27 protein-coding genes and 1 pseudogene are annotated in these 26,803 nt (G+C 70.0%); 15 read left to right on the top strand and 13 right to left on the bottom strand.

The features are described from left to right. Positions 1 to 42 precede the first annotated feature (42 nt). From PV734_RS28900 to PV734_RS28880, 5 genes are all read right to left on the bottom strand, one after another. Positions 43 to 447, bottom strand: coding sequence for an organic hydroperoxide resistance protein (locus PV734_RS28900; protein WP_179200625.1), 405 nt, complete (start codon positions 445 to 447; stop codon positions 43 to 45). 200 nt (positions 448 to 647) lie between these two features. Then, on the bottom strand, positions 648 to 1,124 hold the full coding sequence (locus tag PV734_RS28895; RefSeq protein ID WP_319096684.1) for a MarR family transcriptional regulator: 477 nt from the start codon (positions 1,122 to 1,124) through the stop codon (positions 648 to 650). Between the two features lie 25 nt (positions 1,125 to 1,149). After that, entirely contained in the window at positions 1,150 to 1,932 is a 783-nt protein-coding gene (locus PV734_RS28890; protein ID WP_319198817.1) for an ABC transporter ATP-binding protein, read from the bottom strand. Next, positions 1,920 to 2,681, bottom strand: coding sequence for a cobalt ECF transporter T component CbiQ (cbiQ, locus tag PV734_RS28885; RefSeq protein WP_319096686.1), 762 nt, complete (start codon positions 2,679 to 2,681; stop codon positions 1,920 to 1,922). The genes PV734_RS28890 and cbiQ overlap by 13 nt, the downstream gene beginning before the upstream one ends. Position 2,682: 1 nt before the next feature. Further along, positions 2,683 to 3,738 carry an energy-coupling factor ABC transporter permease gene (locus tag PV734_RS28880; protein ID WP_319292612.1) on the bottom strand — a complete coding sequence of 352 codons (1,056 nt, stop codon included), beginning with the start codon at positions 3,736 to 3,738 and terminating at the stop codon, positions 2,683 to 2,685. Positions 3,739 to 3,887: 149 nt separating this feature from the next. Here PV734_RS28880 and PV734_RS28875 point away from each other — a divergent pair, with 149 nt between their 5' ends. Beyond that, positions 3,888 to 4,250 (top strand): SsgA family sporulation/cell division regulator, encoded by a 363-nt coding sequence (locus PV734_RS28875; RefSeq protein ID WP_319096688.1) that lies wholly within the window; start codon positions 3,888 to 3,890, stop codon positions 4,248 to 4,250. A gap of 126 nt (positions 4,251 to 4,376) precedes the next feature. On the opposite strand, the gene PV734_RS28870 is transcribed toward PV734_RS28875, so the two are convergent. Continuing rightward, entirely contained in the window at positions 4,377 to 6,065 is a 1,689-nt protein-coding gene (locus PV734_RS28870) for a penicillin-binding transpeptidase domain-containing protein (RefSeq protein WP_319096689.1), read from the bottom strand. A 96-nt stretch (positions 6,066 to 6,161) separates the two neighbouring features. After that, positions 6,162 to 7,796 (bottom strand): penicillin-binding transpeptidase domain-containing protein, encoded by a 1,635-nt coding sequence (locus PV734_RS28865; protein WP_319096690.1) that lies wholly within the window; start codon positions 7,794 to 7,796, stop codon positions 6,162 to 6,164. A gap of 265 nt (positions 7,797 to 8,061) precedes the next feature. Between PV734_RS28865 and PV734_RS28860 the strand changes: the two genes are divergently transcribed. After that, positions 8,062 to 8,451 carry a hypothetical protein gene (locus PV734_RS28860; RefSeq protein WP_319096691.1) on the top strand — a complete coding sequence of 130 codons (390 nt, stop codon included), beginning with the start codon at positions 8,062 to 8,064 and terminating at the stop codon, positions 8,449 to 8,451. A 72-nt stretch (positions 8,452 to 8,523) separates the two neighbouring features. On the opposite strand, the gene PV734_RS28855 is transcribed toward PV734_RS28860, so the two are convergent. Beyond that, positions 8,524 to 10,266, bottom strand: coding sequence for a dolichyl-phosphate-mannose--protein mannosyltransferase (locus PV734_RS28855; RefSeq protein WP_319292611.1), 1,743 nt, complete (start codon positions 10,264 to 10,266; stop codon positions 8,524 to 8,526). Positions 10,267 to 10,328: 62 nt separating this feature from the next. On the opposite strand from PV734_RS28855, the gene rsmI reads away from it, so the two are divergent. The 5 genes and pseudogenes from rsmI to PV734_RS45900 all read left to right on the top strand — a co-directional run. Next, a complete protein-coding gene (gene rsmI, locus PV734_RS28850) occupies positions 10,329 to 11,222 on the top strand; it encodes a 16S rRNA (cytidine(1402)-2'-O)-methyltransferase (protein WP_319096693.1) in 894 nt (297 codons plus the stop codon). A gap of 177 nt (positions 11,223 to 11,399) precedes the next feature. Continuing rightward, a complete protein-coding gene (locus tag PV734_RS28845) occupies positions 11,400 to 11,810 on the top strand; it encodes a hypothetical protein (RefSeq protein WP_319096694.1) in 411 nt (136 codons plus the stop codon). 86 nt (positions 11,811 to 11,896) lie between these two features. Further along, on the top strand, positions 11,897 to 12,775 hold the full coding sequence (locus tag PV734_RS28840) for a TatD family hydrolase (protein ID WP_319096695.1): 879 nt from the start codon (positions 11,897 to 11,899) through the stop codon (positions 12,773 to 12,775). A 103-nt stretch (positions 12,776 to 12,878) separates the two neighbouring features. Next, a complete protein-coding gene (locus PV734_RS28835) occupies positions 12,879 to 14,246 on the top strand; it encodes a ubiquitin-like domain-containing protein (RefSeq protein ID WP_319096696.1) in 1,368 nt (455 codons plus the stop codon). A gap of 25 nt (positions 14,247 to 14,271) precedes the next feature. After that, a pseudogene (locus PV734_RS45900) lies at positions 14,272 to 14,457 on the top strand (hypothetical protein); the annotation flags it as partial. On the opposite strand, the gene PV734_RS28825 reads toward PV734_RS45900, so the two are convergent. The 3 genes from PV734_RS28825 to PV734_RS28815 form a co-directional block, all read right to left on the bottom strand. After that, entirely contained in the window at positions 14,391 to 14,648 is a 258-nt protein-coding gene (locus PV734_RS28825) for a hypothetical protein (protein WP_319096890.1), read from the bottom strand. The pseudogene PV734_RS45900 and the gene PV734_RS28825 overlap by 67 nt on opposite strands. A gap of 172 nt (positions 14,649 to 14,820) precedes the next feature. Next, positions 14,821 to 15,105: a hypothetical protein gene (locus tag PV734_RS28820; RefSeq protein WP_319096698.1), complete on the bottom strand. Its 285-nt coding sequence runs from the start codon at positions 15,103 to 15,105 to the stop codon at positions 14,821 to 14,823. 58 nt (positions 15,106 to 15,163) lie between these two features. Continuing rightward, positions 15,164 to 15,610, bottom strand: a complete 447-nt coding sequence (locus PV734_RS28815; protein ID WP_319096700.1) for a DUF1772 domain-containing protein — start codon at positions 15,608 to 15,610, stop codon at positions 15,164 to 15,166. Positions 15,611 to 15,700: 90 nt separating this feature from the next. Here PV734_RS28815 and PV734_RS28810 point away from each other — a divergent pair, with 90 nt between their 5' ends. The 6 genes from PV734_RS28810 to PV734_RS28785 all read left to right on the top strand — a co-directional run bounded on the left by PV734_RS28810 (position 15,701) and on the right by PV734_RS28785 (position 22,857). Beyond that, on the top strand, positions 15,701 to 16,279 hold the full coding sequence (locus tag PV734_RS28810; protein WP_319292610.1) for a TetR/AcrR family transcriptional regulator: 579 nt from the start codon (positions 15,701 to 15,703) through the stop codon (positions 16,277 to 16,279). A 195-nt stretch (positions 16,280 to 16,474) separates the two neighbouring features. Next, positions 16,475 to 17,392 carry a 16S rRNA (adenine(1518)-N(6)/adenine(1519)-N(6))-dimethyltransferase RsmA gene (gene rsmA, locus PV734_RS28805; RefSeq protein ID WP_319096702.1) on the top strand — a complete coding sequence of 306 codons (918 nt, stop codon included), beginning with the start codon at positions 16,475 to 16,477 and terminating at the stop codon, positions 17,390 to 17,392. After that, positions 17,389 to 18,282 carry a 4-(cytidine 5'-diphospho)-2-C-methyl-D-erythritol kinase gene (locus PV734_RS28800; RefSeq protein ID WP_319292609.1) on the top strand — a complete coding sequence of 298 codons (894 nt, stop codon included), beginning with the start codon at positions 17,389 to 17,391 and terminating at the stop codon, positions 18,280 to 18,282. The genes rsmA and PV734_RS28800 overlap by 4 nt, the downstream gene beginning before the upstream one ends. 340 nt (positions 18,283 to 18,622) lie before the next feature. Further along, positions 18,623 to 19,705: an N-acetylmuramoyl-L-alanine amidase gene (locus PV734_RS28795; protein ID WP_319292608.1), complete on the top strand. Its 1,083-nt coding sequence runs from the start codon at positions 18,623 to 18,625 to the stop codon at positions 19,703 to 19,705. A gap of 166 nt (positions 19,706 to 19,871) precedes the next feature. Further along, positions 19,872 to 20,651, top strand: coding sequence for an MHYT domain-containing protein (locus tag PV734_RS28790; RefSeq protein ID WP_319096705.1), 780 nt, complete (start codon positions 19,872 to 19,874; stop codon positions 20,649 to 20,651). Positions 20,652 to 20,760: 109 nt separating this feature from the next. After that, positions 20,761 to 22,857 (top strand): nitrate- and nitrite sensing domain-containing protein, encoded by a 2,097-nt coding sequence (locus PV734_RS28785; protein WP_319292607.1) that lies wholly within the window; start codon positions 20,761 to 20,763, stop codon positions 22,855 to 22,857. A gap of 48 nt (positions 22,858 to 22,905) precedes the next feature. Here the strand turns inward: PV734_RS28785 and PV734_RS28780 are convergent, their stop codons facing one another. Then, positions 22,906 to 23,241 carry a TetR-like C-terminal domain-containing protein gene (locus PV734_RS28780; RefSeq protein ID WP_415924281.1) on the bottom strand — a complete coding sequence of 112 codons (336 nt, stop codon included), beginning with the start codon at positions 23,239 to 23,241 and terminating at the stop codon, positions 22,906 to 22,908. On the opposite strand from PV734_RS28780, the gene PV734_RS28775 reads away from it, so the two are divergent. Then, positions 23,125 to 23,589: an aldo/keto reductase gene (locus tag PV734_RS28775; protein WP_415924280.1), complete on the top strand. Its 465-nt coding sequence runs from the start codon at positions 23,125 to 23,127 to the stop codon at positions 23,587 to 23,589. The two genes, PV734_RS28780 and PV734_RS28775, sit on opposite strands and share 117 nt — an antisense overlap. Before the next feature lie 248 nt (positions 23,590 to 23,837). Here PV734_RS28775 and PV734_RS28770 read toward each other — a convergent pair whose 3' ends face one another. After that, positions 23,838 to 24,344 (bottom strand): hypothetical protein, encoded by a 507-nt coding sequence (locus PV734_RS28770; RefSeq protein ID WP_319096708.1) that lies wholly within the window; start codon positions 24,342 to 24,344, stop codon positions 23,838 to 23,840. 487 nt (positions 24,345 to 24,831) lie between these two features. Between PV734_RS28770 and PV734_RS28765 the strand changes: the two genes are divergently transcribed. Beyond that, the gene (locus PV734_RS28765; protein WP_319096709.1) at positions 24,832 to 26,637 is read left to right on the top strand and encodes an ABC-F family ATP-binding cassette domain-containing protein; all 1,806 of its coding nucleotides are present in this window, start codon (positions 24,832 to 24,834) and stop codon (positions 26,635 to 26,637) included. Positions 26,638 to 26,803 lie beyond the last annotated feature (166 nt).

Below are 26,803 nucleotides of genomic sequence, written 5' to 3'. Positions count from 1 at the left end.
ACGCGCGCCCACCCGCCCGCGATTCCTCAGCTCATGGGCCGATCAGCCCAGAATGATCGTCACGTCGATGTTGTCGCGGGTGGCGTTCGAGTACGGGCAGACCATGTGGGCCGCGTCGACCAGCTTGGCCGCGATGTCCTGGTCCAGGATCGGCAGCGAGACGCTCAGGGCGACCGCCAGGCCGTAGCCCTGCTGCTTGTTGGGGCCGATGCCCACCTTCGCGGCGACCGTCGAGCCCGACAGGTCGTAGCCCTCGCGGCGGCCGACCAGGACCAGGGCGTTGTGGAAGCAGGAGCTGTAGCCGGCCGCGAACAGCTGCTCCGGGTTGGTGCCGTTGCCGTCGCCGCCCAGCTGCGGAGGCATCGCCACCTTCAGGGCGATCTGGCCGTCCTGGCTGGTGACATCGCCGTTCCGGCCGCCGTGGGCGGTGGCCTCGGCGACGTACATGATCTTCGTCGGACGGGAGTCCGGACGCGTCTCGGTGGTACGGGCCTCGACGTCGATACCGGCGTCAGTCACGGCAGAACCTCCCCCAAAGCGGGCAACAGGGCCATGTGTAGAAACTGCGAATAGCACAACTACATCGTGCACAAGATACCGGCTAGTAGGGGTTTATTCGTCATCCGGGGTGCGGACCGTGAATAACCTCAGGTCAGACGGGCGCGGTCGGCGGCCACCTGGGCCCGTTCCGCCAGCGCCCACAGCTCGCCCCGCAGCCGTGCCACCTCGCCCCCGCTCAGCTCCGTCGCCGCGAGCAGCGCGCCCGGTACGCGGGCCGCGCGCTCCCGGAGTTCCTCGCCGCGCACGGTGACACGGACGGACACCGACCGCTCGTCCCGGGCCGACCGCTCCCGGCGGACCAGCCCCGCCGCCTCCAGCCGCTTGAGCAGCGGCGAGACCGTGCCGTAGTCGAGGCACAGGGCGGCGCCCAGTTCCTTCACGGTCACCTCGCCGCGCTCCCACAGGACCAGCAGTACGAGGTACTGCGGGTAGGTGAGGCCCAGCTCGTCGAGGAGCGGGCGGTAGGCGGCGGTCATCGCGCGCTGGGCCGCGTACAGCGCGAAGCACAACTGGTCGTCGAGGCGCGGCGACCCGGGGTTGTGCGCGTCCTCTTGTTCGATCACACGACCATTGTCCACGTGCCTGTCGTCAGGTGGCGCGGGTGGCGGAGACGGAACGCGGGTCGAACCCGAAAGGCAGTTCCAGACGGTGGGCGCGCATCAGGTCGTCGTCGGCCAGGAGGTCGCCGGTGGGACCGTCGGCGGCGATGACGCCCTCGCTGAGGACCAGCGCGCGCGGACACAGCTCCAGGGCGTACGGCAGATCGTGCGTGACCATGAGGACCGTGACGTCCAACGACCGCAGGATGTCGGCCAGTTCGCGGCGCGAGGCGGGGTCGAGGTTGGAGGACGGCTCGTCGAGGACGAGGATCTCGGGCTCCATGGCGAGCACCGTCGCCACGGCCACCCGGCGTCGCTGCCCGAAGGAGAGATGGTGCGGCGGCCGGCCGGCGAAGTCGGCCATTCCCACCAGGTCGAGGGCCGTACGGACGCGCTGCTCCAACTCCTCGCCCTTCATCCCGGCGGCGGCCGGTCCGAAGGCGACGTCCTCGCGCACGGTCGGCATGAAGAGCTGGTCGTCGGGGTCCTGGAAGACGATCCCGACCTTGCGTCGGATTTCGGCCATGTGCCGCTTGCCGACGGGCATCCCGGCGACGGTGACCGTCCCCGCCCCGCCGGTGAGGATGCCGTTGAGGTGCAGCACGAGGGTCGTCTTGCCGGCCCCGTTGGGCCCGAGCAGCGCCACCCGCTCACCGCGCCCGACCGTGAGGTCGACGCCGAAGAGGGCCTGGTGGCCGTCGGGGTAGGCGTAGGCGAGCCCGGAGACCTCCAGGGAGGCCGGAGAAACCACAGAAACTGTCACAGCGACCATCCCAGCAGACATACGGCGAGCGCGGCGACGGGCAGGGCGAAGGCGTACGACCACTGCGCCCGGGACGCGGTCACCTCGTCGATGACGGGCATGGAACCGGCGTACCCCCGGCTCACCATGGCCAGATGCACGCGCTCGCCCCGTTCGTAGGACCGGATGAACAGTGCCCCGGCGGACTTCGCCAGCACCCCCCAGTGGCGGACGCCCCGCGCCTCGAAGCCCCGTGACTCCCGGGCGATCCGCATCCGCCGCATCTCGTCGGCGATGACGTCGCCGTACCGGATCATGAACGAGGCGATCTGCACGAGCAGCGGCGGAAGCCTGAGGCGCTGGAGCCCGAGGAGCAGTTCGCGCAGTTCGGTGGTGGAGGCGAGGAGCACGGAGGTGGCGACGCCGAGAGTGCCCTTGGCGAGCACGTTCCAGGCGCCCCAGAGCCCGTTGACACTCAGCGACATGCCCAGCACGTCCACCCGCTCGCCCTGTGCCACGAACGGCATGAGCACGGCGAAGGCGACGAAGGGGACCTCGATCAGCAGACGCCTGAGCAGGAAGAGGGCGGGCACCTGGGCGGCGCGGGCCACGGCCGCCAGCAGTACGGCGTACACCGCGAAGGCCCACACCGCCTCGCGGGGGGTGGAGACGACCACGATCACGAAGGTGAACGCGGCGGCGAGCTTGGTGTGCGGCGGCAGCCCGTGCACGGGGGAGTGCGCGTGCCGGTAGAGCCGGTGGGCGTGTCCGGCGCCCATGTCAGACGCTCGTGGGTGAGGTGGCGGTGGCGGTCTCGCTCGTGCCGCCGCGCCTGCGGACCGCCCAGAAGATCCCCGTGCCGGCGACGACCGTGACGCCGACGCCGATCACTCCGGCGAGGCCGCCGGAGAGCCGGCCGTCGGTGATGCCCTCGACGCCGTAGTCGGCGAGCGGGGAGTCGGCGGCGGCGTGGTCCTCGACCTTGGCGTCGATGCCCTTGTCGGCGGCGACCTTCTCCAGGCCGTCGGGGCTGGCGGAGGCGTAGAAGCTGACGACACCGGCGAGGACGAGGGAGGCGGCGAGGCCGGTGAGCCAGACGTTGCGGGTGCGGTGCGAGGGGGCGAGTTCCGGCCGGGGCTCGGGTGCCGCGTCCACCAGTTCGCCGCCGACCCGCAGCTGGAGCTTCTGGCGCAGGCCTCGGGCGCCGTACACGAGATCAGGCCGTACGGCGATGACGGCGCCGACCGTGAACGCGGTGATCGCGGCCTCGCCGAGCCCGATCAGGACGTGTACGCCGACCATGGCGGTGAGGACCCGGCCGATCGGTACGTCCGTCGTGCCGCCGATCGCGTAGACGAGGGTGAAGACGAGGGCGGCGGCCGGTACGGAGAGCGCGGCGGCGACGAAGGCGGAGACGGTGACGGAACGGCGCTTCTTCGGCAGCACCTTCACCAGTCCGCGGAAGACGGCGTAGGCGACGACGGTCGTCGTCACGGCCATCACCGAGATGTTCACGCCGAGCGCGGTGAGGCCACCGTCCGCGAAGAGGATGCCCTGCATGAGCAGGACCACGGACACGCACAGGACCCCTGTGTAGGGGCCCACGAGTATCGCGGCGAGCGCACCGCCGAGCAGGTGTCCGCTGGTCCCGGCGGCGACCGGGAAGTTCAGCATCTGCACGGCGAAGATGAACGCGGCCACCAGACCGGCGAGCGGCGCGATCCGTTCGTCCAGCTCGCGCCGGGCGCCGCGCAGGCTCACGGCGACGGCACCGGCGGCGACGACACCGGCCGCTACGGAGACAGGGGCGTTGATGAATCCATCGGGCACATGCACCGTCTGATGATAGTGGCTTGTTGCGAACCTTTCGCAAGAGCGAGATGAAAGCGATCTGAAGCATAAATCAGGAAATGTGCGACATTGGAGGGGAAGTGGGAGCGGATCCACAGCTTCCACACAGGTTACGCAGCGTAAGGGGCAGTCTGATGTCCGTAGTCGAGCAGTACGCGCGAGCCCGTATCGTCACGGCCGCCCCAGATGACTCCGACGACGACCGCGACGCGGTCCCGGTGGTCCTGCGCTACGACCCCGACACCGATCCGCGCGCGGTCCGCGTCGGACTGCCCGGCCCCCACGAGTGGACGTTCTCCCGGTCCCTGCTGGAGGAGGGGCTGCGGGCGCCGGTGGGGTCCGGGGAGGTGCGGGTGTGGCCGTGCGGGCGGGTGCAGGCGGTGGTCGAGTTCCACTCGGCGGGGCGGGTGTCGGTGGTGCAGTTCGAGCGGAAGGCGCTGATGCGGTTTCTGCGGCGTACGTATACGGCGGGGGCGGGGGCTCGGGTCAGTAGCTGACGTGGGGTTTTCTCGCCCCCGCCGCCCCTACCCGTCCCATCCCGTCCTGGGGGCTGTGCCCCCAGACCCCCCATCGGCCCTGAAGGGGCCTCGTCCTCAAGCGCCGGACGGGCTAAAAATGGTTGGTCAGGAGCCTGCCCTTAGCAGCGCTGCCACGATCGGGCCCGCCGTGCTGCCGCCGTGGCCGCCCTCCACGACCACGCCCGCGCCCGCCAGGTCTCCCCGGTACGCCGTGAACCAGCCGTTCGGCTTGTCCTGGCCGTCGACCTCCGCGGAGCCCGTCTTCGCGCCGTAGTCCGGGCCGAGGCCGGCCATCGCCTCCGCCGCCGTCCCGTACGCCGCCGTGTACCGCATCAGCTCCCGCAGCTGAGACAGCGTCGACGACGACATCGTCCGCGCGGCCGTCGCCAACCTCCGGCCGTCCACGTCCGGTGAGACCAGGTACGGCTGGTGGAAGACGCCGGATCCGACCGTCGCCGCCACCGACGCCATGTTGAGGGGGTTCATCCGCACCCCGCCCTGCCCGATCAGCGAAGCCGCCATCTGGGCCTGCGACTGCACCGGCACCGAGCCGTCGAAGGTCGAGACGCCGATCGCCCAGTTGTCCATGCCGAGGCCGAACACCTGCTGCGCCTGCTTGGTCAGGCTGTCGTTGTCGAGTTTGGGCGCCTGGCTGATGAAGGCCGTGTTGCAGGACCGCGCGAAACTCGCTTTGAAGGTGCCGCCCTTGATCTCGAACTTGTCGTCGTTCTGGAACTTCCAGCCGCCGTACGTCGAGAACTTCGGGCACGGGTGCGGTTTGTCCGGTGACGCGAGGTCCTTCTCGATCAGCAGCGACGACGTGATGACCTTCATCGTCGAGCCCGGCGCCAACGAGCCCTGGAACGCGGTGTTGAAGCCGTGCGACTGGTTCGCCACCGCCAGGATCTCGCCCGTCGAGGGGCGCAGCAGCACCACCGACGACTTCGGCTTCTTCACGACCTGTGCCTCGGCCGCCGTCTGCAGGGCCGGGCTCAGCGTCGTCTTCACGGTGCCCGGAGTGCCCTTGCTCAGCTCCAGCAGCGTCTTGTCGGCGGACTTGGCCGCCTTGGACGCCGTACCGCGCACGACGCGCAGTTCGATGCCCGCCTTGCCGCCCGCCTTCTTGCCGTACTTCTCCCGGAGGCTGTCCAGAACCGTGCCCAGGGACGGGTACTTGGCGAGGGTCAGCTCACCGCCGTCCCGGTCGACGGCCTTGATCGGCGGGGTGCCGGACTCCCCGGTGAGGAGTTTGTCGCCGTCCGCCAGGTCGGGGTGGATCACCGACGCGTGCCAGTCGACCAGCGGCTTCCCGTCGGACGTACGACGGACCACGGTCAGGGCGCTCTCGTAGGTGAGTGGCTTGCTCGTGCCGCCGTACTTCACCGTGCCCTTGACCGTGAAGGGGACCTTGGCGCCCTTCGCCGTGCCCGGGGTGATCGTCACGCCGGTGATGTGGGCGTCCTTGGTGTAGCCGGTGAGGAGGGTGGCCGCCGACGTGGTGGTGTCGTTCGTCGACGCCGCCGCGGCAGCGACCTTGCCCGTCTGCCAGGACGTCAGGAACCGGGTGGCGACCGCCTTGACCTGGGTCGCGGGCACCGGGCCCGTCGGTACCGACGGCTTCTTGTCGGCCGTGGCGGCCGTGGAGGAGCCGTCCTCGGCCGCCGCACCGCCGCCGTACAGCGCGTACACGCCGAAACCGGCGCCGCCGACGACCACGGCGATCATCCCGCCGATCACGGCGGGCCTGGTCTTGCGTGCACTCCGTCGCTCGGCGACGCGCCTTCTGTTGCCCACAGCTCCCGATCCTCCGCGAAATCCCCAGGGTCCCCGTTGCCCTCATCCACCTCAACGACAACGACCACCCTAGAGTCCCGTTCCGCGAGGGTGAGTTCAGCCTCCGGTCCGTAGCACGGCTGCGACAATCGGGCCCGCCGCGTCGCCGCCGTGGCCGCCCTCCTGGGTCATGGCCGCCGCCGCGATGTCGCCCCGGAATCCGGTGAACCAGCTGTTGGACTTGGCCTGCCCGTCGACCTCGGCGGACCCCGTCTTCGCCCCGATGTCCCCGCTCAGCCCGGCCATGGCCTGCGTCGCGGTGCCCTGGGTCGCCGTCATCCGCATCATCTCCTTGAGCTGCGCGGACGTGCTCGCAGGCAGGCCCTTGGCCGTCGCCAGCTCACGCTTGTCCAGGTCGGGCGAGACGAGGTACGGCTGGCGGAACTCACCGGTGATCGCCGTCGCCGTCACCGACGCCATGTTCAGCGGGCTCATCTGGACCTGGCCCTGGCCGATCGCGTTGGCCGCCCGGTCCGGGCCGGGGGAGGCGGGGACGCTGCCGTCGAAGGAGGTGATCCCGGTCTTCCAGTTGTCCTGCCCGAGTCCGAACCGCTCCTGCGCCTCGGTCGTCAGCGACTCGTCGGTGAGCGGGTGGGCGTCGGTGCCGTCGATCAGCTTGATGAAACCCGTGTTGCAGGAGCGCAGGAAGTCGTTGGCGAGGGTGGCGTTCTCGTTCGGTGCCATGCCCTTGAGGTTGCTGAAGGTCTGGCTCTTCCAGATCGCGGTCGACGTGCAGGGCGCCGGGCCGTTCATCGAGGTCACGCCGTTGTCTATGAGCATCGCCGCCGTGACGATCTTCATCGTGGAGCCCGGCGCCAGCGTCCCCTCGAAGGCCGCGTTGAACTGGTCCTTGCGGTGGTTGGCGACCGCCAGCACCTCACCGGTGCTCGGCTGTACGGCGACCACGGACGACTCGGAGAACCTGAGCACCGCCTTCTCGGCGGCGGCCTGCGCACTCGCGCTCAGCGTCGTCTCCAGCTTGCCCGGCGTGCCTTCGGCGAGGGTCACCAGCGAGGTGTCGGCGATGTTCGTGTCGGCGTGCCTGACCATCAGCTCGACCCCCGGCGTACCGCCCGCCTTGTCGCCGTAGCGCGCCCGCAGGGTGTCCAGGATCGGCCCGAGGGAGGGGTACTTCTCCTTCGTCAGGACCTTGCCGTCGCGGTCCACGGCCTCGATCGGCGGGCTGCCGGCCTCCCCGGTGACCAGCGTGTCCCCGACGGCCTTGAGGCCGGGATGGACGACCGACGGCTTCCAGTCGACCAGCGCCCGCCCGGTCGTCGTACCCCGGACGATCGTCAGGCTGCTGGTGTAGGCGAGCGGCTTGCTCTTGCCCTGGAAGGACACCGTTGCCTTCACGGAGAAGGGCACGGTCGCTCCGGTGGCCGTCCCGGGGGTGATCTTCAGGCCGGTGATGTGCGCGGTCGCCCGGTAGTCGCCGATCAGCGTGGCCGCCGGTGCCGCGTTGTCGGTGAGCTGGGCGGCGGCCTGCGCCTGCCCCTTCTCCCAGGCCGCGAAGAACTTCTCGCTGGTCTCCGCGATCTCGTCCTTCGACGGCGGCCCGGTCTTCACGGACTCCGTACCGCCGCTGTCCTCGTTGAGCGCGGACACGATGTTGAACGCGCCGTACCCGGCCCCTGCGACCATCACCGTGAACACGGACCCGACGATCGCGGCCTTTGCTCCCTTGCGCATGTGAGTTCCCCTCCCCGTTGGCCACAGCACTGTATGTGGGCTGAGGGGCTGCTGTGGGAAGTGTTGCCATGATGTTGTCTACATCTCGTCATCTCGTCTGACGAGATGATGTACCGCCGGTCCGTCACCGGCTGCCCGACCGCGTGGGTTTACCCGTACGTACGTCACAGGTTTACCCACACCTCATACCAGGATGGGACGGCAGTAAGCGCACGGAATGCCACGATCTCCCCCTGAGGCAGCCACAACTCACGGGAGACACCTCATGAAAAAGAAGATCGCCGTCTCGCTCGGTGCTGCCGCACTGCTCCTCGCGGCAACCGCGTCCCCGGCCGGCGCGAGTTCCAACACGTACTCCGCCACGGTCAAGGCCGGCTCCGCGCTGGCCTGCTACGCATCGATAAAGAACGACGTCGAAAGCAATCACCACTCGGACGTACAAGGGTTCTTCGAGGCGTACTCGGGCTTTGGGTGCGAAGGCTGGCTGGAGCGCAAGACCGACGCCTACAACTGGAAGAGGGTCTCGGACCTCTACTTCGTCCCAAGCGACCAATGGCGGAAGACCGCATGGCACTGGAACGGCGGCAGTGCGCAGTCGCGGGTCTGCATAGTCCTCACCGCCAACAGCGTGAAGGAATGCTCGACGGGCCTCTGAGCATGGGCTCGAACCTGCCACGAATCCGCCGCCGGCCCGCACTTTTCGGTGCGGGCCGTCCGGGGATGGCGGCTAGACCCAGGTATCCAGCCACATCCGTGAACGCCAGGAGTCGATGGGAATCGCCGTCCCGGTGTACAGCGGCCAGAAATAGATGAAGTTCCACGCGATCAGCAGTACCAGCACACCCGCGCCCGCCGCGCCCGCGACCCGGCGCCGTTCGCTCGAACCCGGTGGGCCGATGATCGCGCCGATCATCATCGCCAGCGCCAGGCACAGGAACGGCAGGAAGACGATCGCGTAGAAGAAGAAGATCGTGCGCTCCTGGTACATGAACCAGGGGGCGTAGCCCGCCGCGATCCCGCAGGCGATGGCGCCCGCCCGCCAGTCGCGCCGCAGCAGCCAGCGGTACAGGACGTACAGGACGGCGAAGCAGGCCGCCCACCACAGCAGGGGCGTGCCGATGGCCAGGACCTCGCGGGCGCACTGCTCGCCGGAGTTGGCGGGGCAGCCGCCGCTGCCGGGTTCGGGGGACTCGTAGAAGAACGAGACCGGACGGCCCAGGACGAGCCAACTCCACGGGTTCGACTGGTAGTTGTGCGGCGTGTGCAGGCCCACGTGGAACTCGTACACCGCGTGCTCGTAGTGCCAGAGGCTGCGCCACCAGTCGGGCATCAGCCACGACCAGCTGCTGCCCTTGCCCTCGGTCGCGGCCCAGTTGCGGTAGTAGCCGCCGGTGCCGTCCGACGGGGAGAGGATCCAGGCCGTCCAGGAGACGAGGTACGTGACGACGGCCACCGGGACCGTCGACAGGAACGCCCAGCCCAGGTCGTGCTTGAGGACCGCCTCGTACGGGTGGCGGGCGCCGGCGACCCTGCGGGAGCCGACGTCCCACAGCACCGCCATCACACAGAACGCGACCAGGATGTACAGGCCGTTCCACTTGGTGCCGATGGCCAGACCCAGCATCAGGCCCGCGAGCAGGCGCCAGGGGCGGACGCCGAGGCGGGTCGTCTCGGCGATGTGCGCGTCCGGTCGTACGGAACCGTCCGCGTCCGGTGGCAGGGCCGCCGCCAGCCGTTCGCGGGCCTTGTCGCGGTCGATGACCAGGCAGCCGAAGGCGGCGAGGACGAAGAACTGGAGGACGCCGTCGAGCAGCGAGGTGCGGCTCATCACGAACGCCAGGCCGTCCACCGCCATCAACGTGCCCGCCAGGCAGCCGAGGAAGGTGGAGCGGAAGAGGCGGCGCCCGAGGCGGCACAGGATCAGGACGGACAGCGTGCCCAGCAGCGCCGTCATGAAGCGCCAGCCGAACGGGTTGAACCCGAACAGCCATTCGCCGAGCCCGATGACGTACTTCCCGACCGGCGGATGCACGACATAGGCCGGGTCGGTCGGGACGGCCACGTGCCCGTCCGTCTTCAGGATCAGGTCGTTGACGTCCTTGTCCCAGCTGACCTCGAAGCCGCGGTGGATGAGACCCCACGCGTCCTTCGCGTAGTACGTCTCGTCGAACATCACCCGCTTCGGACTGCCCAGGTCCCAGAAGCGCAGCAGACCCGCCAGCAGTGTCACGAGCAGCGGACCGCCCCAGCCGGACCAGCGTGTGATCCGGTCGGTGACGGCCGGCGGCAGCCCGAGGGTCGCCCACAGACGGGGGCTCGGCTCCGTGTACGGCGGCACCAGCCGGTCCCGGACATCGCTTCTCGGCTGCGCCGTGTATCCGTAACGGCGCAGCCGCTGCTGCCACGCCGGCCGCTGCTCTGGCGAGGGTGCGGTCTGCCGGGTGTCCGTGGAGGGCGCGGTACTGGTCACCGCGCCATCGTAGGGAACAGCGCTGTGTGCGTCCCGTGGAAGGGCCCTGCGAGGATGGAAACGTGACAGGAACACTGGTTTTGGCAGGCACTCCCATCGGCGACGTCACGGACGCGCCGCCCCGGCTCGCGGCGGAACTGGAGGGCGCCGACGTCATCGCGGCCGAGGACACCCGGCGGCTGCGCCGGCTCACCCAGGCGCTCGGTGTGCAGCCGAAGGGCCGGGTGGTGTCGTACTTCGAGGGCAACGAGGCGGCGCGCACCCCCGAACTGGTCGAGGCGTTGCTCGGCGGTTCGCGGGTGCTGCTGGTGACGGACGCGGGCATGCCGTCGGTGTCCGACCCCGGGTACCGGCTGGTCGCCGCAGCCGTGGAGAAGGACATCAGGGTGACGGCCGTCCCCGGCCCGTCCGCCGTGCTCACCGCGCTCGCGCTCTCCGGGCTGCCCGTCGACCGGTTCTGCTTCGAGGGCTTCCTGCCGCGAAAGGCGGGCGAACGTCTCTCCCGCCTTCGGGAAGTGGCCCAAGAGCGCCGCACCCTCGTCTACTTCGAGGCCCCGCACCGTCTCGACGACACCCTCGCGGCCATGGCGGAGGCGTTCGGCCCGGACCGACGGGCCGCCGTCTGCCGGGAGTTGACGAAGACGTACGAGGAGGTCAGGCGCGGTCCGCTGGCCGAGCTGGCCGAGTGGGCGGCCGAGGGCGTCCGGGGTGAGATCACCGTCGTCGTCGAGGGCGCCCCCGAGAAGGCCGCCGGGGAGGTCGGCGCCGAGGAACTGGTGCGGCGGGTGCGGGTGCGCGAGGAGGCGGGGGAGCGGCGCAAGGAGGCCATCGCGGCCGTCGCGGCCGAAGCGGGGCTGCCCAAGCGGGAGGTGTTCGACGCGGTCGTGGCGGCGAAGAACGCGCAGGGTGCGGGCGGTGCGGGTGGTACGGGGACCGCGACGCCGGTCACACCATAAGGGGGCAAAGGCGGGCGCCGAACGGCAAAGGCCGGCCCTCGGATCCGGGCCGTTCCCACAAGGAATGGCCAAGACGCCTTCAACAGTCGACAGGTCTGATGCCTTCACGGCGGCAGAGGCGTCCACTGGTTCACAGGGACGCACCCGTCCCGTGTCCAGCGGACTAGAGGAGCTGGCATGAGCGAGATCACCGGCCACCGCAGCACGGCCACCGCCGTCGTACACGAGTCGTATTCCTTCGCCTGCATGCGCTGCGGGCACGGCTGGGAACAGTCGTACGAGATCGAGCACCACACCGACGTCGAGGGCGGCCAGATGGTCATGTACGTGGCTGACGGCCATGTCGTACAGTCCCCGCTGACCCGTCCCACCTGCCAGAACTGCGACGGCCATGTCGTACGCATCATGCGTGCGGGCCAGGTGTCGTCGGTACAGAACTCGATGCACAGGCAGCGCTCGGCCCCGAAGGCCGTCCCGGCGGGCACCTCCGCCGAGACCGCTGAGCCCGGTGAGGCCGGGACGCCGAAGGAAGACCACCACTGGCACCTCTCGGATCTCCTGCACCCCTTCCACCGCAAGGCGAGCTAGCGGCTTCCCGCCGCGAGGCGAGTCCACCGGCCCCGGACAGGCCTCCCCGGCCCGAGGCGGGCGTGCCCCTTTCGTAGGATCGGGGCATGCCCGCCAAGTCCCGTGCCGCCGAAGCCCCGCCGCTGCCCGAACCCCTCCGGGTACCGGTCGCCGACTCCCACACCCACCTCGACATGCAGTCGGGCACCGTCGCGGAAGGCCTCGCGAAGGCCGCGTCGGTCGGGGTGACGACGGTCGTCCAGGTCGGCTGCGACCTCAAGGGTTCCCGCTGGGCCGCCGAGACGGCGGCCACCCACGAGAGCGTGCACGCGACCGTCGCCCTGCACCCCAACGAGGCCCCGCGCATCGTCCACGGCGACCCCGACGGCTGGTCCCGGCAGGGCGCGCGGATGCCCGGCGGAGACGCCGCCCTCGACGAGGCGCTCGCGGAGATCGACCGGCTGGCCGGACTCCCGCAGGTCAAGGGCGTCGGCGAGACGGGACTCGACTACTTCCGCACCGGACCCGAGGGCAAGGCGGCCCAGGAGCGGTCCTTCCGGGCGCACATCGAGATCGCCAAGCGGCACGGGAAAGCGCTGGTCATCCACGACCGGGACGCGCACGCCGACGTCCTCCGGGTCCTGAAGGAGGAGGGCGCCCCCGAGCGGACCGTCTTCCACTGCTACTCCGGCGACGCGGAGATGGCCGAACTCTGCGCGGCAGGCGGCTACTTCATGTCCTTCGCCGGCAACATGACCTTCAAGAACGCCCAGCCGCTGCGCGACGCGCTCGCGGTGGCACCCCTGGAGCTGGTCCTCGTCGAGACGGACGCGCCCTTCCTCACCCCGGCGCCGTACCGGGGCCGGCCCAACGCTCCCTACCTCATCCCGGTCACCCTGCGGGCGATGGCCGAGGTGCGGGGCATCGACGAGGACACGCTGGCGACGGCGATCGCGACCAACACCGCACGTGCCTTCGATTACTGACAGCACTGACGTGCGTTGACGCTCGGTAGCCGCGTCGCTTTGGAGAGTGACGGCCGCTCCGCTAGGTTCTGGTGCCCGTCGCCGGAACCTGGAGCGTGTCGTCGTGAGCAGTTCGCCGCCGTACGAGACGTACAGCCCCGTGGGCGGGCCACAGCCGCCGTCGCCGTACGGGGGGTACGACCCGCACACCGCCGAGACGGTGGCGTACGGGGTGCTGCCGTACGCGGACACGTACCGGCCCGCCTACGAGCCCCCGGCGCCCCCCGAGCCGCCGATGCCGCCCCCCGGGGTGCCCCGGCAGCAGGCGGCGAACGCGCGGGCCCGGGAAGGACGCTCCCGCGAGGGGCGGGCGGCCAGGCGCCGCAAGGGCTCCGAACGGCCCGACGCCATCCGCCGGTTGCTGCCGCAGGCACTCGTCGTGGCGTTCCTGGCGGGCGGTACGACGGCCTTCGTCGCCAAGGACAAGGCGATCGAACTGAACGTCGACGGCAAGCCGCGCACCCTGCACACCTTCGCCGACGACGTGACCGAACTGCTGGCCGACGAGGGGGTGGCGGTGGGCGCCCACGACGTCATCGCCCCCGCGCCGGGCACCGCACTGGCCAGCGGCGACGAGGTCCACGTCCACTACGGGCGACCCGTACGGATCACTCTGGACGGTGAACGGCGTGAGGTGTGGACGACGGCACACACGGTGGAGGAAGCACTCAGACAGCTCGGGGTGCGCGCGGAGGGCGCGTACCTGTCGCTCGCGCGCTCCCAGAAGATCGGCAGGCAGGGGCTCACCATCGACGTCCGCACCGAGCGCACGGTGACGATCATGGCCGACGGCAGGGCCCGCACGATCCGCACGAACGCGGCGACGGTCGCCGAGGCGGTGCGGCAGGCCGGGATCACCCTGCGCGGCGAGGACACCCTGTCGGTGGCCGCCGAGAGCTTCCCGCGCGACGGCCAGGCGGTGACGGTGCTGCGGGTGACGGGCTCCAAGGAGGTGCGCGAGGAGGAGATCCCCTACGACGTCCGGCGCACCCAGGACGCGTCCCTGTTCAAGGGCACCGAGATCGTCGACCAGGCGGGCAGTCCGGGCCTGCGCCGGGTCACCTTCGCCCTGCGCGCGGTCAACGGCGTGAAACAGAAACCACGCCGGGTGCGCACGGAGGTGGTCCGCGAGCCCCGGGCCCAGCTGGTGCGGGTCGGCACGAAACCCCTGCCGACCTCGGTGCAGGGGGCGGACCATCTGGACTGGGGTTCCCTCGCGGCCTGCGAGTCCGGGGGCCGCCCGGACGCGGTGGACCCGTCGGGGACGTACGGCGGCCTGTACCAGTTCGACACGCAGACCTGGCAGAGCCTGGGAGGCTCCGGACGCCCCCAGGACGCGACGGGGGAGGAACAGACGTTGCGCGCGAAGAGGCTGTATGTGAAGCGGGGGGCAGGGCCCTGGCCGCACTGCGGGGGGCGGTTGCACGGGTGAGGGGCTTTTCGAAGTCGGCGGACGCGCTGCCATGCGGGTCCAGCTCACCCACATTCTGGAACTCTCCGACGCCGAGCACATCAGCGTGCGTGCCATCCCCTTCGCGTTGGAGAGCTTCGCCGGTACCCGAAGCGAGCCCTGGTGTCACATCGTCGGTGTCCGGGGCGAGGCAGGAGTGCTTCCGGCCCATGGGTCTCCCACGTTCACCTGAAGAGAGTGGGGAGGTCGCTGCTCGGCCTCGGACGAGTCGTTGGTCAGCACCCAGATCGCGACCATGGCGAGGAAGCCGATGACGAGAAGCGCCGGCAGACCCAGAATGAGGGCGACCACCCACCACCTGGTCCGACCCGAGGCGGCCTGGATGTCCTCGTGCCCCACCGGCGGGCCCTGTGTCGTTGCCATGAGATCCATCCTTCATCTGCCTGTTGCCTGTTGCCTGTGCCTGTTGCCGACCCATCCAACCAGGAGCTTCACCGCGTCCCGTGCTCAGCCTCCAGCAACTCGACCTGTAATCAATCAAGTTGGCAACACGACGGCGGTTCGTCCGCGGACAGACCCCGCTGCTGCACCTTGATCACGGCCCGATCCGCGCTGGGTGGGCTGCGGGGGCGAGTGTTTCGGGAGTGGCCGCGACGGTGCGTGTCTCACGCATGATCAGCAGGCCGTTGACCACCATCAGTGTCGCGGTCAGGCCGTGGACGCGGAGCGCGGTGGCCACGGAGCCGTGGTGCGCCAGCACGTTGGTCATGTCGCCGTACGCGGCGGCCAGGACGGTGCTGATCTTCTTCGGCGGCGGTGTGTTGTCGGGTGCGGCCCGGTGGGGGCTGGTCGCGCAGTTCCCCGCGCCCCTGAAAGACACGGCCCCTTCGGGCCGAAAAGCACGGGGCGCAGCCCCTGCTCTTGTTCTTCTCCATGCGTCAGGCGAGCGCGGCGACCAGCAGGGTGAACGCGGCGAGGATGACGGCGACGCGGACGTAGTGGTAGCGGTTCCAGCGGTCCAGCTGCTCCTTCCAGTCGGCGGGCCGGTTCTCGGGCGTCCAGGTCTTGTTTCGGTTGTTGATCGGGACGAGCAGCGCGATCGACATGACCACGCTGAGGATCAGCAGTCCGGCGGCGGTGACGACGAGTCCGGTGCCGTGGTGGTGCCATCGGGCGACGGCCCAGATCGCGCTGAGGACGAGCGAACCTATGTACCAGTACGGCATCAGGGCGCCGAGCATCCGGCCGCCGTGGGCGTGGCCGAGCTGGCGGCTGTCCTCGGGAAGCGCGTTCAGGATCCGGTTCATGATGAAGATGACGGAGAACTCCACCCCCACCATCAGGCCGACGACGACGGTGGTGACGACCTCGAGTGCGTCGAGCATGACGATCCCTCCATGAACTAGCGTTGCTAGATGATGAGGCAACGCTAGTACTGCTAACGCTCGATTGTCTAGCGGTGCTAGGGTCGAGTCATGTCGGTAAAGGAACGCAAGGAGCGCGAACGGGCTGAGCGCGAGCGGCTCATCGTGGCGACAGCCCGTGAACTCGCCGAGCAGCAGGGCTGGGACGCGGTCACCACCCGTCGGCTCGCCGAGCGCATCGAGTACAGCCAGCCCGTCCTCTACAGCCACTTCCGCGGCAAGCGCGAGATCATCGGCGCCGTCGCCCTGGAGGGCGCCGCCGAGCTGGCCGCAGTGGTGCGTGCGGCGGCCTCCGGAGTGAACGGCCCGCGCGAGCGGGTCACCGCCCTCGCCCGTGCCTACCTCGACTTCGCCGAGCGCAACCCGGCGGTCTACGACGCCTTGTTCCAGCTCGACGGGGGCCTGGCGTACGCGCGGGAGGACACCCCCGAGCAGCTGAAGGACGCCTTCGCCGCCCTGCTCGAGTGTCTTGCCGAGGTCGCCGGCGACGGCGTCCACCCGGGACTGTTCACCGAGGTGTTCTGGGCGGCTCTGCACGGCCTGGTGACCCTGACCCGAGCGCGCCGCCTGCTGCCCGAGGACGCCGAGTCGAGGTTGGAGCTGTTGGTGGACCGGCTCGCCGTGGTCTGACACACCGTCCCGGGCGGACGCGGGCTCGCCATGGTCTGAATCAACGTCCCGGCTGGACGCGGGTGCGAATCCTGCCCCGTCTCCTGCCCTCGTCGCCTTCCGCGCACACCCCCCCGGCCCCGCACCGAGCGTCCCGCGCTCGCCCCCGGCCCAGCCGCGCACCCCCGCCCCCCGTACCCCCCGTACCCTGGTCCCGTGAGTACCAGCCCCGCCCCCGATGCCCTCCCCGCCTCCGATGCGCTGTTCGGCGCTGCCGACATCCGTGAGCTGGCCGGCGCCCTCGGCGTCAGGCCCACCAAGCAGCGCGGGCAGAACTTCGTGATCGACGCCAACACGGTCCGCCGTATCGTGCGCACCGCCGGTGTGCGGCCCGATGACGTGGTCGTCGAGGTCGGGCCGGGGCTCGGGTCCCTCACCCTCGCGCTGCTGGAGGCCGCCGACCGGGTCGTGGCCGTCGAGATCGACGACGTGCTGGCCGGGGCGCTGCCCGCCACCGTCGCCGCGCGGACGCCCACCCGTGCCGACCGGTTCTCCCTCGTGCACTCCGACGCCATGCGCGTCACCGAACTCCCCGGACCCCCGCCCACCGCACTGGTCGCGAACCTCCCGTACAACGTCGCCGTACCCGTGCTGCTGCACATGCTGGAGACGTTCCCGAGCATCGAGCGGACGCTGGTGATGGTGCAGGCCGAGGTCGCCGACCGGCTCGCCGCGCCGCCCGGGTCGAAGGTGTACGGCGTCCCCTCCGTCAAGGCCAACTGGTACGCCGAGGTCAAGCGGGCCGGTTCCATCGGGCGCAACGTGTTCTGGCCCGCGCCCAACGTCGACAGCGGGCTCGTCTCGCTCGTCCGGCGGGCCGAGCCGCTGAAGACGACCGCCGATCGGCGCGAGGTCTTCGCGGTCGTGGACGCCGCCTTCGCGCAACGCCGCAAGACCCTGCGTGCCGCCCTCGCCGGCTGGGCCGGGTCGGCCGCCGCCGCCGAGAGCGCCCTCGTCGCCGCCGGTGTCTCCCCGCAGGCCCGCGGTGAGTCGTTGAGCGTCGAGGAGTTCGTCCGCATCGCGGAGAACAAGGTCCAGGAGCAGAGCGGCGACGAGGGGTCCGGGCAGCTGTGAGCGTGACGGTACGGGTTCCCGCCAAGGTCAACGTCCAGCTCGCGGTGGGTGCCGCGCGCCCCGACGGCTTCCACGACCTCGCCAACGTCTTCCTCGCCGTCGGCCTCTTCGACGAGGTGACCGTCACCCCGGCGGCGGAACTCCGGATCACCTGTGAGGGGCCCGACGCCGCCCAAGTCCCCCTCGACGGTACGAATCTCGCCGCCCGCGCCGCCGTCGCGCTCGCCGAGCGGTACGGCCGTACGCCCGCCGTGCACATCCACATCGTCAAGGACATCCCCGTCGCCGGGGGCATGGCGGGCGGCAGCGCGGACGGCGCCGGTGCGCTGCTCGCCTGCGACGCGCTGTGGGGGACCGGCGCCTCGCACGTCGAACTCCTCGACATCTGCGCCGAGTTGGGCAGCGATGTGCCGTTCGCTCTGGTGGGCGGGGCCGCGCTCGGCATCGGGCGTGGGGAGAAGCTGACGGTCCTGGAGACCGGCGGAACCTTCAACTGGGTGTTCGCGATGGCCGAGCGCGGGCTGTCGACGCCGGCCGTGTTCCGGGAGTTCGACCGGCTGGTCGCTGACAGTGAGGTTCCGGTGCCCGTGGCCTCGCCCCAACTCCTCGACGCGCTCGCCGGGGGCGACCCCGAGGCGCTCGCCGCCACCGTCTCCAACGACCTTGAGCCCGCTGCCCTTTCGCTCTTCCCCGCCCTCGCCGACACCCTCGCGGCGGGCCGCACGGCGGGCGCGTTGGCCGCGCTGGTCTCGGGTTCCGGCCCGACGACGGCGTTTCTCGCCCGCGACGCGGGGGCCGCACAGGAGGTGGCACGGGCGCTCTCCGCGTCCGGCACCTGCCGGTCCGTACGGGTGGCCGCGGGACCGGTCCCGGGCGCGACCGTGCTGTGACGGTGAACACAAAGAGTTACTTCTGAGTTAACCCATTTCTCCGACCTCCACAGGGATTTCACCGTTCCTTGGCCTGACGGAGCACGGGTGGGGCGCGTGTGAGACGTAGGGTCTTTTCAACTTCAAGCACTCGCCGTCCGTCGCAGGGCGCACAGCCCCTCACGAGTCCTATGGGTGCCATGAGTCCCATGGGTGCGCGCGATGGCGTGGGGTCCCCCTTGAGTTGCCAACTGCCCCAGCACTTCCGGAAGGCATCTCCGTGTCACAACCACCCCCCTCCTCTCCCTCTTCGTCTCCGGCCCCCTCCCACCGTCGGAAGGTCCCCGTCACCCGGCGCGGCGTGATCGGCGCCGCGGGCGCCGTCGCCGTCGGCGGCGCGCTGACCCCGGTGGTCTTCGCGGCCACCAACGGCGAGGACTCCGCGTCCGGTACGACGGACAGCTCGTCCGGCGCCGCCGGCACCGAGCCGCAGAAGTTCCCGGCCACCCGTACCGAGGCCGCCACCGGCACCGCCGAGGCCAAGGCGGCCTTCGCCATCTCGTACGTAGGTGTGCGCTGGGGCGGCGCGGCGGACGGCGCCGGCATCAGGTTCGCGGACGGTGCCTCAGCGCCCGGCAAGTGGCAGGAGCTGGGCGGCGGTTGCGCGACCGTCGAGGGCGGCGGCACGGCGCTGGTGGCGGCGGGGGACGCCACCGCGTACGAGCTGAAGCTGCCCGACGGGGCGAGCGCGGGCGGGGCGCGGTCGCTGGCGATCGACACGACGGGCGGGGCCGGGAAGACCTTCCGGGTGCCGACCGAGCCGACCCGGGTTCGCGGGGTGCGGTATCTGTCGCGACCGGCGTGGGGCGCCGACGAGTCGAAGCGGTACAAGGACGGCAAGGTCAACTCGCCCGAGGTGTACTACCCGTTCCAGACCGTCACCGTCCACCACACGGACACCCCGAACGCGGACCCCGACCCGGCGTCGACCGTGCGTGGCATCTACGAGTACCACGCGATCACCCTCGACTGGGGCGACATCGGCTACCACTTCCTCATCGACGAGGCGGGTGCCGTCTACGAGGGCCGCTACTCCGGCGACGACCCGATCCCCGCCTTCGACAAGGACGGCAAGCTCGTCACCGCCTTCCACACCGGCGGCTTCAACTCCGGCAACCTCGGTATCGCCCTCATCGGCACGCTGGTCGACCAGCCGCCGACGGACGCGGCCAAGGCGTCGCTGATCCGCCTGACCAAGGTGATCGCCCGCTTCAAGGGCCTGGACCCGCAGGCCAGGTTGACCTATGTGAACCCGGTCAACGGGGTGACGAAGGACGTCAACGCGATCAGCGGCCACCGCGACTGGCTGTCGACCGACTGCCCCGGCCAGACGATGTACGACCTCCTCGGTGAGGTCCGTACGGAGGTCGCCGCCGGTCGCTGACGCGATCGAACGTCACTCACATCCGCTGGACGGTGCCGAGGGGTCGGCGAAGCACGGCCGGCCCCTCCTCCGCAGCGATCAGCCCTTCCCCGGTCTCCCCGTTACCGGTGGTACTTACCTGGGCGCGGCTTCCCCTGTCCGCGCCCGGGGCGAGAGGAATTCCCCCATGGGCCACATGGACCACTTCAGCGCCGGATGGGTCACTCCCGTTCTCTCCTACGCCATGGCCTGTCTGGGCTCGGCACTCGGACTGCGCTGCACGGTAAGGGCGTTGGAAGCCGACGGCTCCTCCAAGCGGAACTGGCTGGCGCTGGCCTCGTTCGCGATCGGGTCCGGCATCTGGACCATGCACTTCGTCGCGATGATGGGCTTCAGCGTGGAGGGCACCCCCATCCGCTACGACGTCCCGCTGACCGTCCTCAGCCTCGTCACCGCGATCGCCGTCGTCGCCGCCGGTGTCTTCACCGCCGGGTACGGCCGCTCCCGCGTCAGGTCGGTGATCCTCGGCGGCCTCGGCACCGGTCTCGGCGTCGCCGCCATGCACTACGCCGGCATGTACGCGCTCAACCTGCACGGCGACATCTCGTACGACCCCCTGCTCGTCGTCACCTCCGTCGCCATCGCCGTCGTAGCCGCCACCGCCGCGCTGACCCTCACGCTCATCGTGCGCGGGCCCGTGCTGGCGACGATCGCCGCGCTGGTCATGGGCCTCGCGGTGAGCAGCATGCACTACACCGCGATGTTCGCGGTCCAGGTCACGCTCGCGCCGAGCAGCGCGGAGCTGCCGGGGGCCACGTCCACGGAGTTCCTGTTCCCGCTGGCCGTACTGCTCGGGTCGTTCCTGTTCCTGGCGTCGGCGTACGTTGCCCTGTCGCCCACGGGGCAGCGGGCGGAGTCGGCGATCGCGGCGGAGCTGCTCCGCGAGGTCGAGCTGTCCACCGCCTGATTTTTCTCGCCCCAGCCGCCCCTACCCGTCCCATCCCTTCCGGGGGCTGCGCCCCCAATCGCGCTGAACGCGCTCGTCCTCAAACGCCGGACGGGCTGAAAAGGTGACCATGACTCGCACCTCCGAACGGCTGCGCCCCCGATCGGTCCGGGCGAAGATCGTCGCCCTGCTGATGCTGCCCGTCGTCTCCCTCATGGCCCTGTGGAGCTTCGCGGCGGTCACCACCGCGTCCACCATCGGTGACGCCGAACGGGCCAAGGAGGTCAACTCCGAACTGCTCGCCCCGGTCGCCGACTTCGTCACCGCGATACAGACCGAGCGCACCGCCGCCGCCCGCTACGCCGGCGCCCCCGGGTCCGGCGACTCGGACGTCCTGACGCGCACCCAGGTGGCCACCGACAAGGCGGTCGACGCCCTGCTCGACGGAGTCAACTCCACCAGCTCCGACGCCGCGCTCCTCAACTCGGCCCTGCCCGACCGCCTCGACAGGCTCACCGACGACGCCAAGGGACTCACGGCGCTGCGCGCGTCGGTCAGCGGCGACGGGAACGCGAAGCGGACCGCCTCCGCCGAGTCCCACGCCTCCGCCGCGTACACGGCGTACACCGGCTACGTCGAGGACGCCTTCGCCGTCACCGGCGCGCTCACCGGGGAGAAGGGCACGACCACCGCCTCCGAGGCCCGCGTCGTCCTCGAACTCTCCCGTGCCCGCGAGGCCGTGGCCCAGGAGCAGGCGCTCCTCGCGGCGGGCACTGCCGCCGGAAAGCTCACCGGCGAGCAGTACGCACTGTTCGTCGGCGCCGTCGCCGTCCAGCGCGGTCTGCTGAAGCCGGCGGTCGCCGATCTGCGGCCCGAACACCAGAAGGCGTACAACGAGCTTCTGCAGAGCGGTGGTTACCGTCAGCTGACGGAGACCGAGAACCGCGTACGCAGTGCCGGAGCCGGCGAATCGGCGGTCGGCGACGGTCTGTTGAGGGGCTGGGACAACGCCGCGAGCAGTGTGCTGCGCTCGCTCGACCAGGCCGAGACCGAAGCCGGTACGGCCGCCGCGGCCAAGGCGAACCCGTTCGGCTGGGCCACACTCGGCGCCTCCGGAATCGCCGTGGTCCTGGGCCTCGTAGGCGTGTTGCTGTCCCTCCTCGTCTCCGTGTCCGTCGGCCGGGGGCTGATCCTGGAGCTGCTGCACCTGCGCAACTCGGCCCTCGAAGTGGCCGGCCGCAGGCTTCCGCAGGCCATGCGGCGGCTGCACGCGGGTCAGGGCGTCGACATCGACGCCGAGGCCCCGCTGCGCCGCCTCGCCGGGGACGAACTCGCCCAGGTGGGCACCGCGTTGACGGCCGTACAGCGGGCGGCACTGAAGGCCGCCTCCGAACGCGCCGAACTCCTCAGCGGCATCTCCGGCGTGTACGTCAGCCTCGCCCGCCGCAGCCAGGTCCTGCTGCACCGCCAGCTCGACATCCTCGACCAGCTGGAGCAGCGCCCGCGCGACCCCGCCGAGCTGCACGCGCTGTACCGCGTCGACTACCTCGCCACCCGGATGCGCCGCCACTCCGAGAGCCTCCTCATCCTCTCCGGCATCGCGCCCGGCCGCGGCTGGCGGGACCCGATCCCACTGGCGGACACGCTGCGCGCCGCGGTGTCCGAGATCGAGGACGCGAGCCGCGTGCAGATCTGGTCGGTGCCCCGCGTGTCACTGAACGGCGGCTCGGTGGCCGACGTCATCCACCTGCTCGCCGAACTCGTCGAGAACGGGGCGTCGTTCTCCCCGCCCAGCACCAAGGTGCGGCTGCGCGCGGCCCGGTTGAGCGACGGGGTCATCATCGAGGTCGAGGACAGCGGCTTCGGCATGAACGACGACGCCATGGCCGACGCCAACCGCAAGCTCCGGTCGGAGAAGGTCGACCTCCTGGACGCCAAGCAGATCGGCCTGTTCGTGGTGAACCGCATCGCGGCACGCCAGGGCCTGCGCGTCGAACTCCGCGACTCCCCGAACGGCGGCGTCACCGCGGCCGTCCTCATCCCCGAGAACCTCCTCCGCGACGACATGCCGGCGCACGGCCAGGAACACGAGGACGAATACGAGTACGAGTACGGCTACGAGCACGGTCCGTCAGCGCCGGCCGACGGCCCGGACACCGGGGACGACCACCGGACCCTGACACCGGCGACGCCGTCGCCGCTGATGCGGCAGCAGTGGGGGCGGTAGCCCTCGTTTATTCCCCCTGATCCTTGCTTGCACGTTCCTGCACGAATTTCATCCCCGCACGTATTTACCCGCGCGCGCTGCGGCTGCGGCGGTCTCGGCGGCCTGGTCTGCCGCCGCTTCGTCGAGGCGGTCGCCGGTGGTCAACAGGCGGTAGTAGAGGGGAGCGGAGACGGCACGGATCACCTCGTGGTCGTCAGTGCCCTCAGGTACCTCGCCCCGGTCGACTGCTTGCTGGACGCAGGGGGCCCACTCCCTGACGGGGAGCTGATGCCGCTCGGGCTGGACCAGGGCCTCGGCGCCCTTGTCTGGAGTCCCCTCGGCTGGGGACGGCTCACCGGCAGGATCCGCCGTGACAAGCCCCTGCCGGCCGGTAGTCGACTGCACCACACTGCGGACTACGGCCCCCCGGTCGAGGGCGAACTCCTCTACCGCGTGGTCGACGCCCTCGACGAGATCGCGCAGGAGACCGGCAAGGCGGTTCCGCAGATCGCCATCAACTGGCTGCTGCAGCGACCGACCGTCTCCTCCGTCATCATCGGCGCCCGCAACGAGAAACAGCTCCGGCAGAACCTCGGCGCCGTCGGCTGGACGCTCACCCCCGACCAGTTGACGAGACTCGACGCGGCGAGCGGCAAGACCGCGGCATACCCGCACTTCCCCTACCAGCGCCAGGAAGGCTTCGCCCGCCTCAACCCACCGATGGGCGATATCGCGCCGCCGCCGACTGCATGACACCGAAGCTGCAACCGCTGGAACGGCCAACGGTGCGTCTTGGGCGCGGGCGGCGGAAGTCACCTCGTCCGGCGCCCGCACTAACCCGGGTTGTTCCGGTGCCGCCCGGACAGGGGACTCCCAGTAGATCGACGCGGGCGGGATACGGGGCGGGAGATTCTCGGGAGGAATCCCCGCAGCGCGCTGCGGGGTGAGCGGGCACCTCAAGGTGCAGATTGCTCTGGGCTACCGACAGGAAGGTCAAAAGGTCAAGAGCAATCCTGTGAATTGCCGTTCGTTATTCCATTCGCGAAAGTTGCGCTCGCGTCCCCCTCTTTGAGGATTTCTAGCCCTTCGAGCTTGTTCAGGCTGGATCCGTCTGTGAATGTCTTTTTCCAGGCCAGCCCTCTGTCGTCCAGGAATTGAATGGAAATGCTCCGGGCCAACCGGAGGTCATACGTGATGCCGTCGCTGGCTGTGACTTGCAATGGGCGTACCTGCATCCAGCTGCAAGGTGGAATCAGGTCAAAATGCAGGTAGTAATTAATACCTCCGAACGCCATATCGAGTTTGGTGACCGGCTTTTGGCTGCGATTCTCGATCACCAAGCTGTCCGTCGCGCCTGACGAGTCGGGGATGAACCGATAGTTCATGAGCTGAGCCTGCGCGCTCTCTTGTTCCCGCGAGTCTGCCTCTTCCGCCCGCTGTGCCCGCTCATCGGCATCCCGTTCGCGATCGTCCGCCTTCTTCGCTACCAAGGCCATGATTGCCGCCAAGCAGAGAGATGCGACCGCGACTGTCAGGCTGATCCAGGTCGTCCAATTCGAAACCCTGCTCCGCCCTGCCGGGGGCGGGTCGTTACCTTGAGCGCTCATGGCTCGAATTGACCATAGGTGAGAAATTTCTGCCTATTCCGGGAGGGCCATTGGAGTGACGAGCGGCGCGGGTGCACGGACCGTTCGAAGAGCGAGTCGGCTGCGTCGCTGCGAGCGGACCGCAAGCTGTCAGGGAACACCCAGGACTCGCGCCTCGCTGCCCCCTGCCCACGTGTGTGTGTGTTCCCAGGAGGGCATACCTGCCTCGAAGGTGAGACTCGCCTTACGCGGGACGGCTCGGGTGAGGGATGGCCGCACTTCTCGCAGTCCTGCCTCAACGGGTCTGCACGAACACGGTACCGCCGGGCGCCGGGGACGAAGCCACCGCCCACCCCACCCACCCCGCCCACTATCCTGGAAGGTCGATCCACCCCACCTCAGGAGCGAAATGGCCGTCAACCTCGTCAATGTCGAGAACGTCAGCAAGGTGTACGGGACCCGTGCCCTGCTCGACGGGATCTCGCTCGGGGTGTCCGAGGGGGACCGGATCGGTGTCGTGGGTCGTAATGGCGACGGCAAGACCACCCTCATCCGGATGCTCGCCAAGCTGGAGGAGGCCGACACCGGGCGGGTCACCCACTCCGGGGGCCTGCGTCTCGGCGTGCTCACCCAGCACGACTCCCTCGACCCGTCCGCCACCGTCCGCCACGAGGTCATCCGGGACATGGCGGACCACGAGTGGGCCGGGAACTCCAAGATCAGGGACGTACTCACCGGGCTCTTCGGCGGGCTCGACCTGCCGGGGTTCCCGCAGGGGCTCGACACCGTCATCGGGCCGCTCTCCGGTGGTGAGCGGCGTCGGATCGCGCTCGCCAAGCTGCTCATCGACGAGCCCGATCTGATCGTGCTCGACGAGCCCACCAACCACCTCGACGTCGAGGGCATCTCCTGGCTCGCCCGGCATCTGCGCGAGCGCCGCTCCGCTCTCGTCTGCGTCACCCACGACCGCTGGTTCCTGGACCAGGTCTGCACCAGCATGTGGGACGTGCAGAAGGGCGACGTGTACGAGTACGAGGGCGGCTACACCGACTACGTCTTCGCCCGCGCCGAGCGTGAGCGCATCGCCGCCACCGAGGAGGTCAAGCGGCAGAACCTGGTCCGCAAGGAGCTGGCCTGGCTGCGGCGCGGGGCACCCGCCCGTACGTCCAAGCCGCGCTTCCGCGTCGAGGCCGCCAACGAGCTGATCGCCGACGTACCGCCGCCCCGCGACAGCAGCGAGCTGATGAAGTTCGCCTCGACCCGGCTCGGCAAGACCGTGTTCGACCTTGAGGACGTGACCGTGCAGGCCGGGCCGAAGGTGCTGCTGAAGCACCTCACCTGGCAGCTCGGCCCCGGTGACCGCATCGGGCTCGTCGGGGTCAACGGCGCCGGCAAGACCTCCCTCCTGCGTGCCATGGCCGAGGCCGCCCGCAGCGACGGCGAGAAGCAGCCCGCCGCCGGACGCGTCGCCGTCGGCAAGACCGTCAAGCTCGCCTATCTCTCCCAGGAGGTCGGCGAGCTCGACCCGAACCTCCGGGTGCTGGAGGCCGTGCAGCAGATCCGCGACCGCGTCGACCTCGGCAAGGGGCGCGAGCTGACCGCCGGACAGCTCTGCGAGACCTTCGGGTTCGGGAAGGAGAAGCAGTGGACCCCGGTGGGGGACCTGAGCGGTGGTGAGCGGCGGCGGCTGCAGATCCTCCGCCTCCTCATGGACGAGCCCAACGTCCTCTTCCTCGACGAGCCCACCAACGACCTCGACATCGAGACCCTCACCCAGCTCGAAGACCTCCTCGACGGCTGGCCCGGCTCCATGGTCGTCATCTCCCACGACCGGTTCTTCATCGAGCGCACCACCGACCGCGTCTTCGCCCTCCTCGGCGACGCCACGCTCCGTATGCTGCCGCGCGGCATCGACGAGTACCTGGAGCGGCGCAAGCGGATGGAGGAGGTCGCCGCGGCCGCCGTACCGGTTCCCGCCGCCAAGCCCGTTACCGAGAAGAGTGCCGCCGACGTCCGTGCCGCCAAGAAGGAACTCCAGAAGATCGAGCGGCAGTTGGACAAGATGTCCGAGCGCGAGAGCAAGCTGCACACCCAGATCGCCGACAACGCCACCGACTTCGCGAAGGTCGCCAAACTCGACGCCGAGCTGCGCGAACTCTCCGGCGAGCGCGACGACTTGGAACTGCGGTGGCTGGAACTCGCGGACGAGGCATAGCCGACGGCGGCCGAGGCGTGGAGTTCGCAGACGTGGCGTGAAGAGCGCGTGAACACGCATAACGGCGGTATCACGAGCCTGTTCGCCCTTGGGAACAGAGGCGGACAGGGTCGGATGCGGTCAGGTGCGGGGTGGCCACGGAGTGGTAGAAAGAGCCCTCTGAGAA

It is taken from the genome of Streptomyces sp. AK08-02 (genome assembly GCF_033795085.1).
Classification (GTDB): domain Bacteria; phylum Actinomycetota; class Actinomycetes; order Streptomycetales; family Streptomycetaceae; genus Streptomyces; species Streptomyces echiniscabiei.
This window is presented reverse-complemented; position numbering and strand designations above follow the sequence as displayed.

Coding starts and splice junctions, on each gene's coding strand:
- cbiQ (WP_319096686.1), bottom strand. CDS start 2,681: ATGGGCGCCGGACACGCCCACCGGCTCTACCGGCACGCGCACTCCCCC.
- PV734_RS28765 (WP_319096709.1), top strand. CDS start 24,832: ATGGCCGTCAACCTCGTCAATGTCGAGAACGTCAGCAAGGTGTACGGG.
- PV734_RS28825 (WP_319096890.1), bottom strand. CDS start 14,648: ATGGCAACGACACAGGGCCCGCCGGTGGGGCACGAGGACATCCAGGCC.
- PV734_RS28815 (WP_319096700.1), bottom strand. CDS start 15,610: ATGCTCGACGCACTCGAGGTCGTCACCACCGTCGTCGTCGGCCTGATG.
- PV734_RS28775 (WP_415924280.1), top strand. CDS start 23,125: ATGCCGCTCGGGCTGGACCAGGGCCTCGGCGCCCTTGTCTGGAGTCCC.
- PV734_RS28875 (WP_319096688.1), top strand. CDS start 3,888: ATGTCCGTAGTCGAGCAGTACGCGCGAGCCCGTATCGTCACGGCCGCC.
- PV734_RS28900 (WP_179200625.1), bottom strand. CDS start 447: ATGTACGTCGCCGAGGCCACCGCCCACGGCGGCCGGAACGGCGATGTC.
- PV734_RS28840 (WP_319096695.1), top strand. CDS start 11,897: ATGCCCGCCAAGTCCCGTGCCGCCGAAGCCCCGCCGCTGCCCGAACCC.
- PV734_RS28845 (WP_319096694.1), top strand. CDS start 11,400: ATGAGCGAGATCACCGGCCACCGCAGCACGGCCACCGCCGTCGTACAC.
- PV734_RS28865 (WP_319096690.1), bottom strand. CDS start 7,796: ATGCGCAAGGGAGCAAAGGCCGCGATCGTCGGGTCCGTGTTCACGGTG.
- PV734_RS28785 (WP_319292607.1), top strand. CDS start 20,761: ATGACTCGCACCTCCGAACGGCTGCGCCCCCGATCGGTCCGGGCGAAG.
- PV734_RS28890 (WP_319198817.1), bottom strand. CDS start 1,932: ATGGTCGCTGTGACAGTTTCTGTGGTTTCTCCGGCCTCCCTGGAGGTC.
- PV734_RS28790 (WP_319096705.1), top strand. CDS start 19,872: ATGGGCCACATGGACCACTTCAGCGCCGGATGGGTCACTCCCGTTCTC.
- PV734_RS28810 (WP_319292610.1), top strand. CDS start 15,701: ATGTCGGTAAAGGAACGCAAGGAGCGCGAACGGGCTGAGCGCGAGCGG.
- PV734_RS28860 (WP_319096691.1), top strand. CDS start 8,062: ATGAAAAAGAAGATCGCCGTCTCGCTCGGTGCTGCCGCACTGCTCCTC.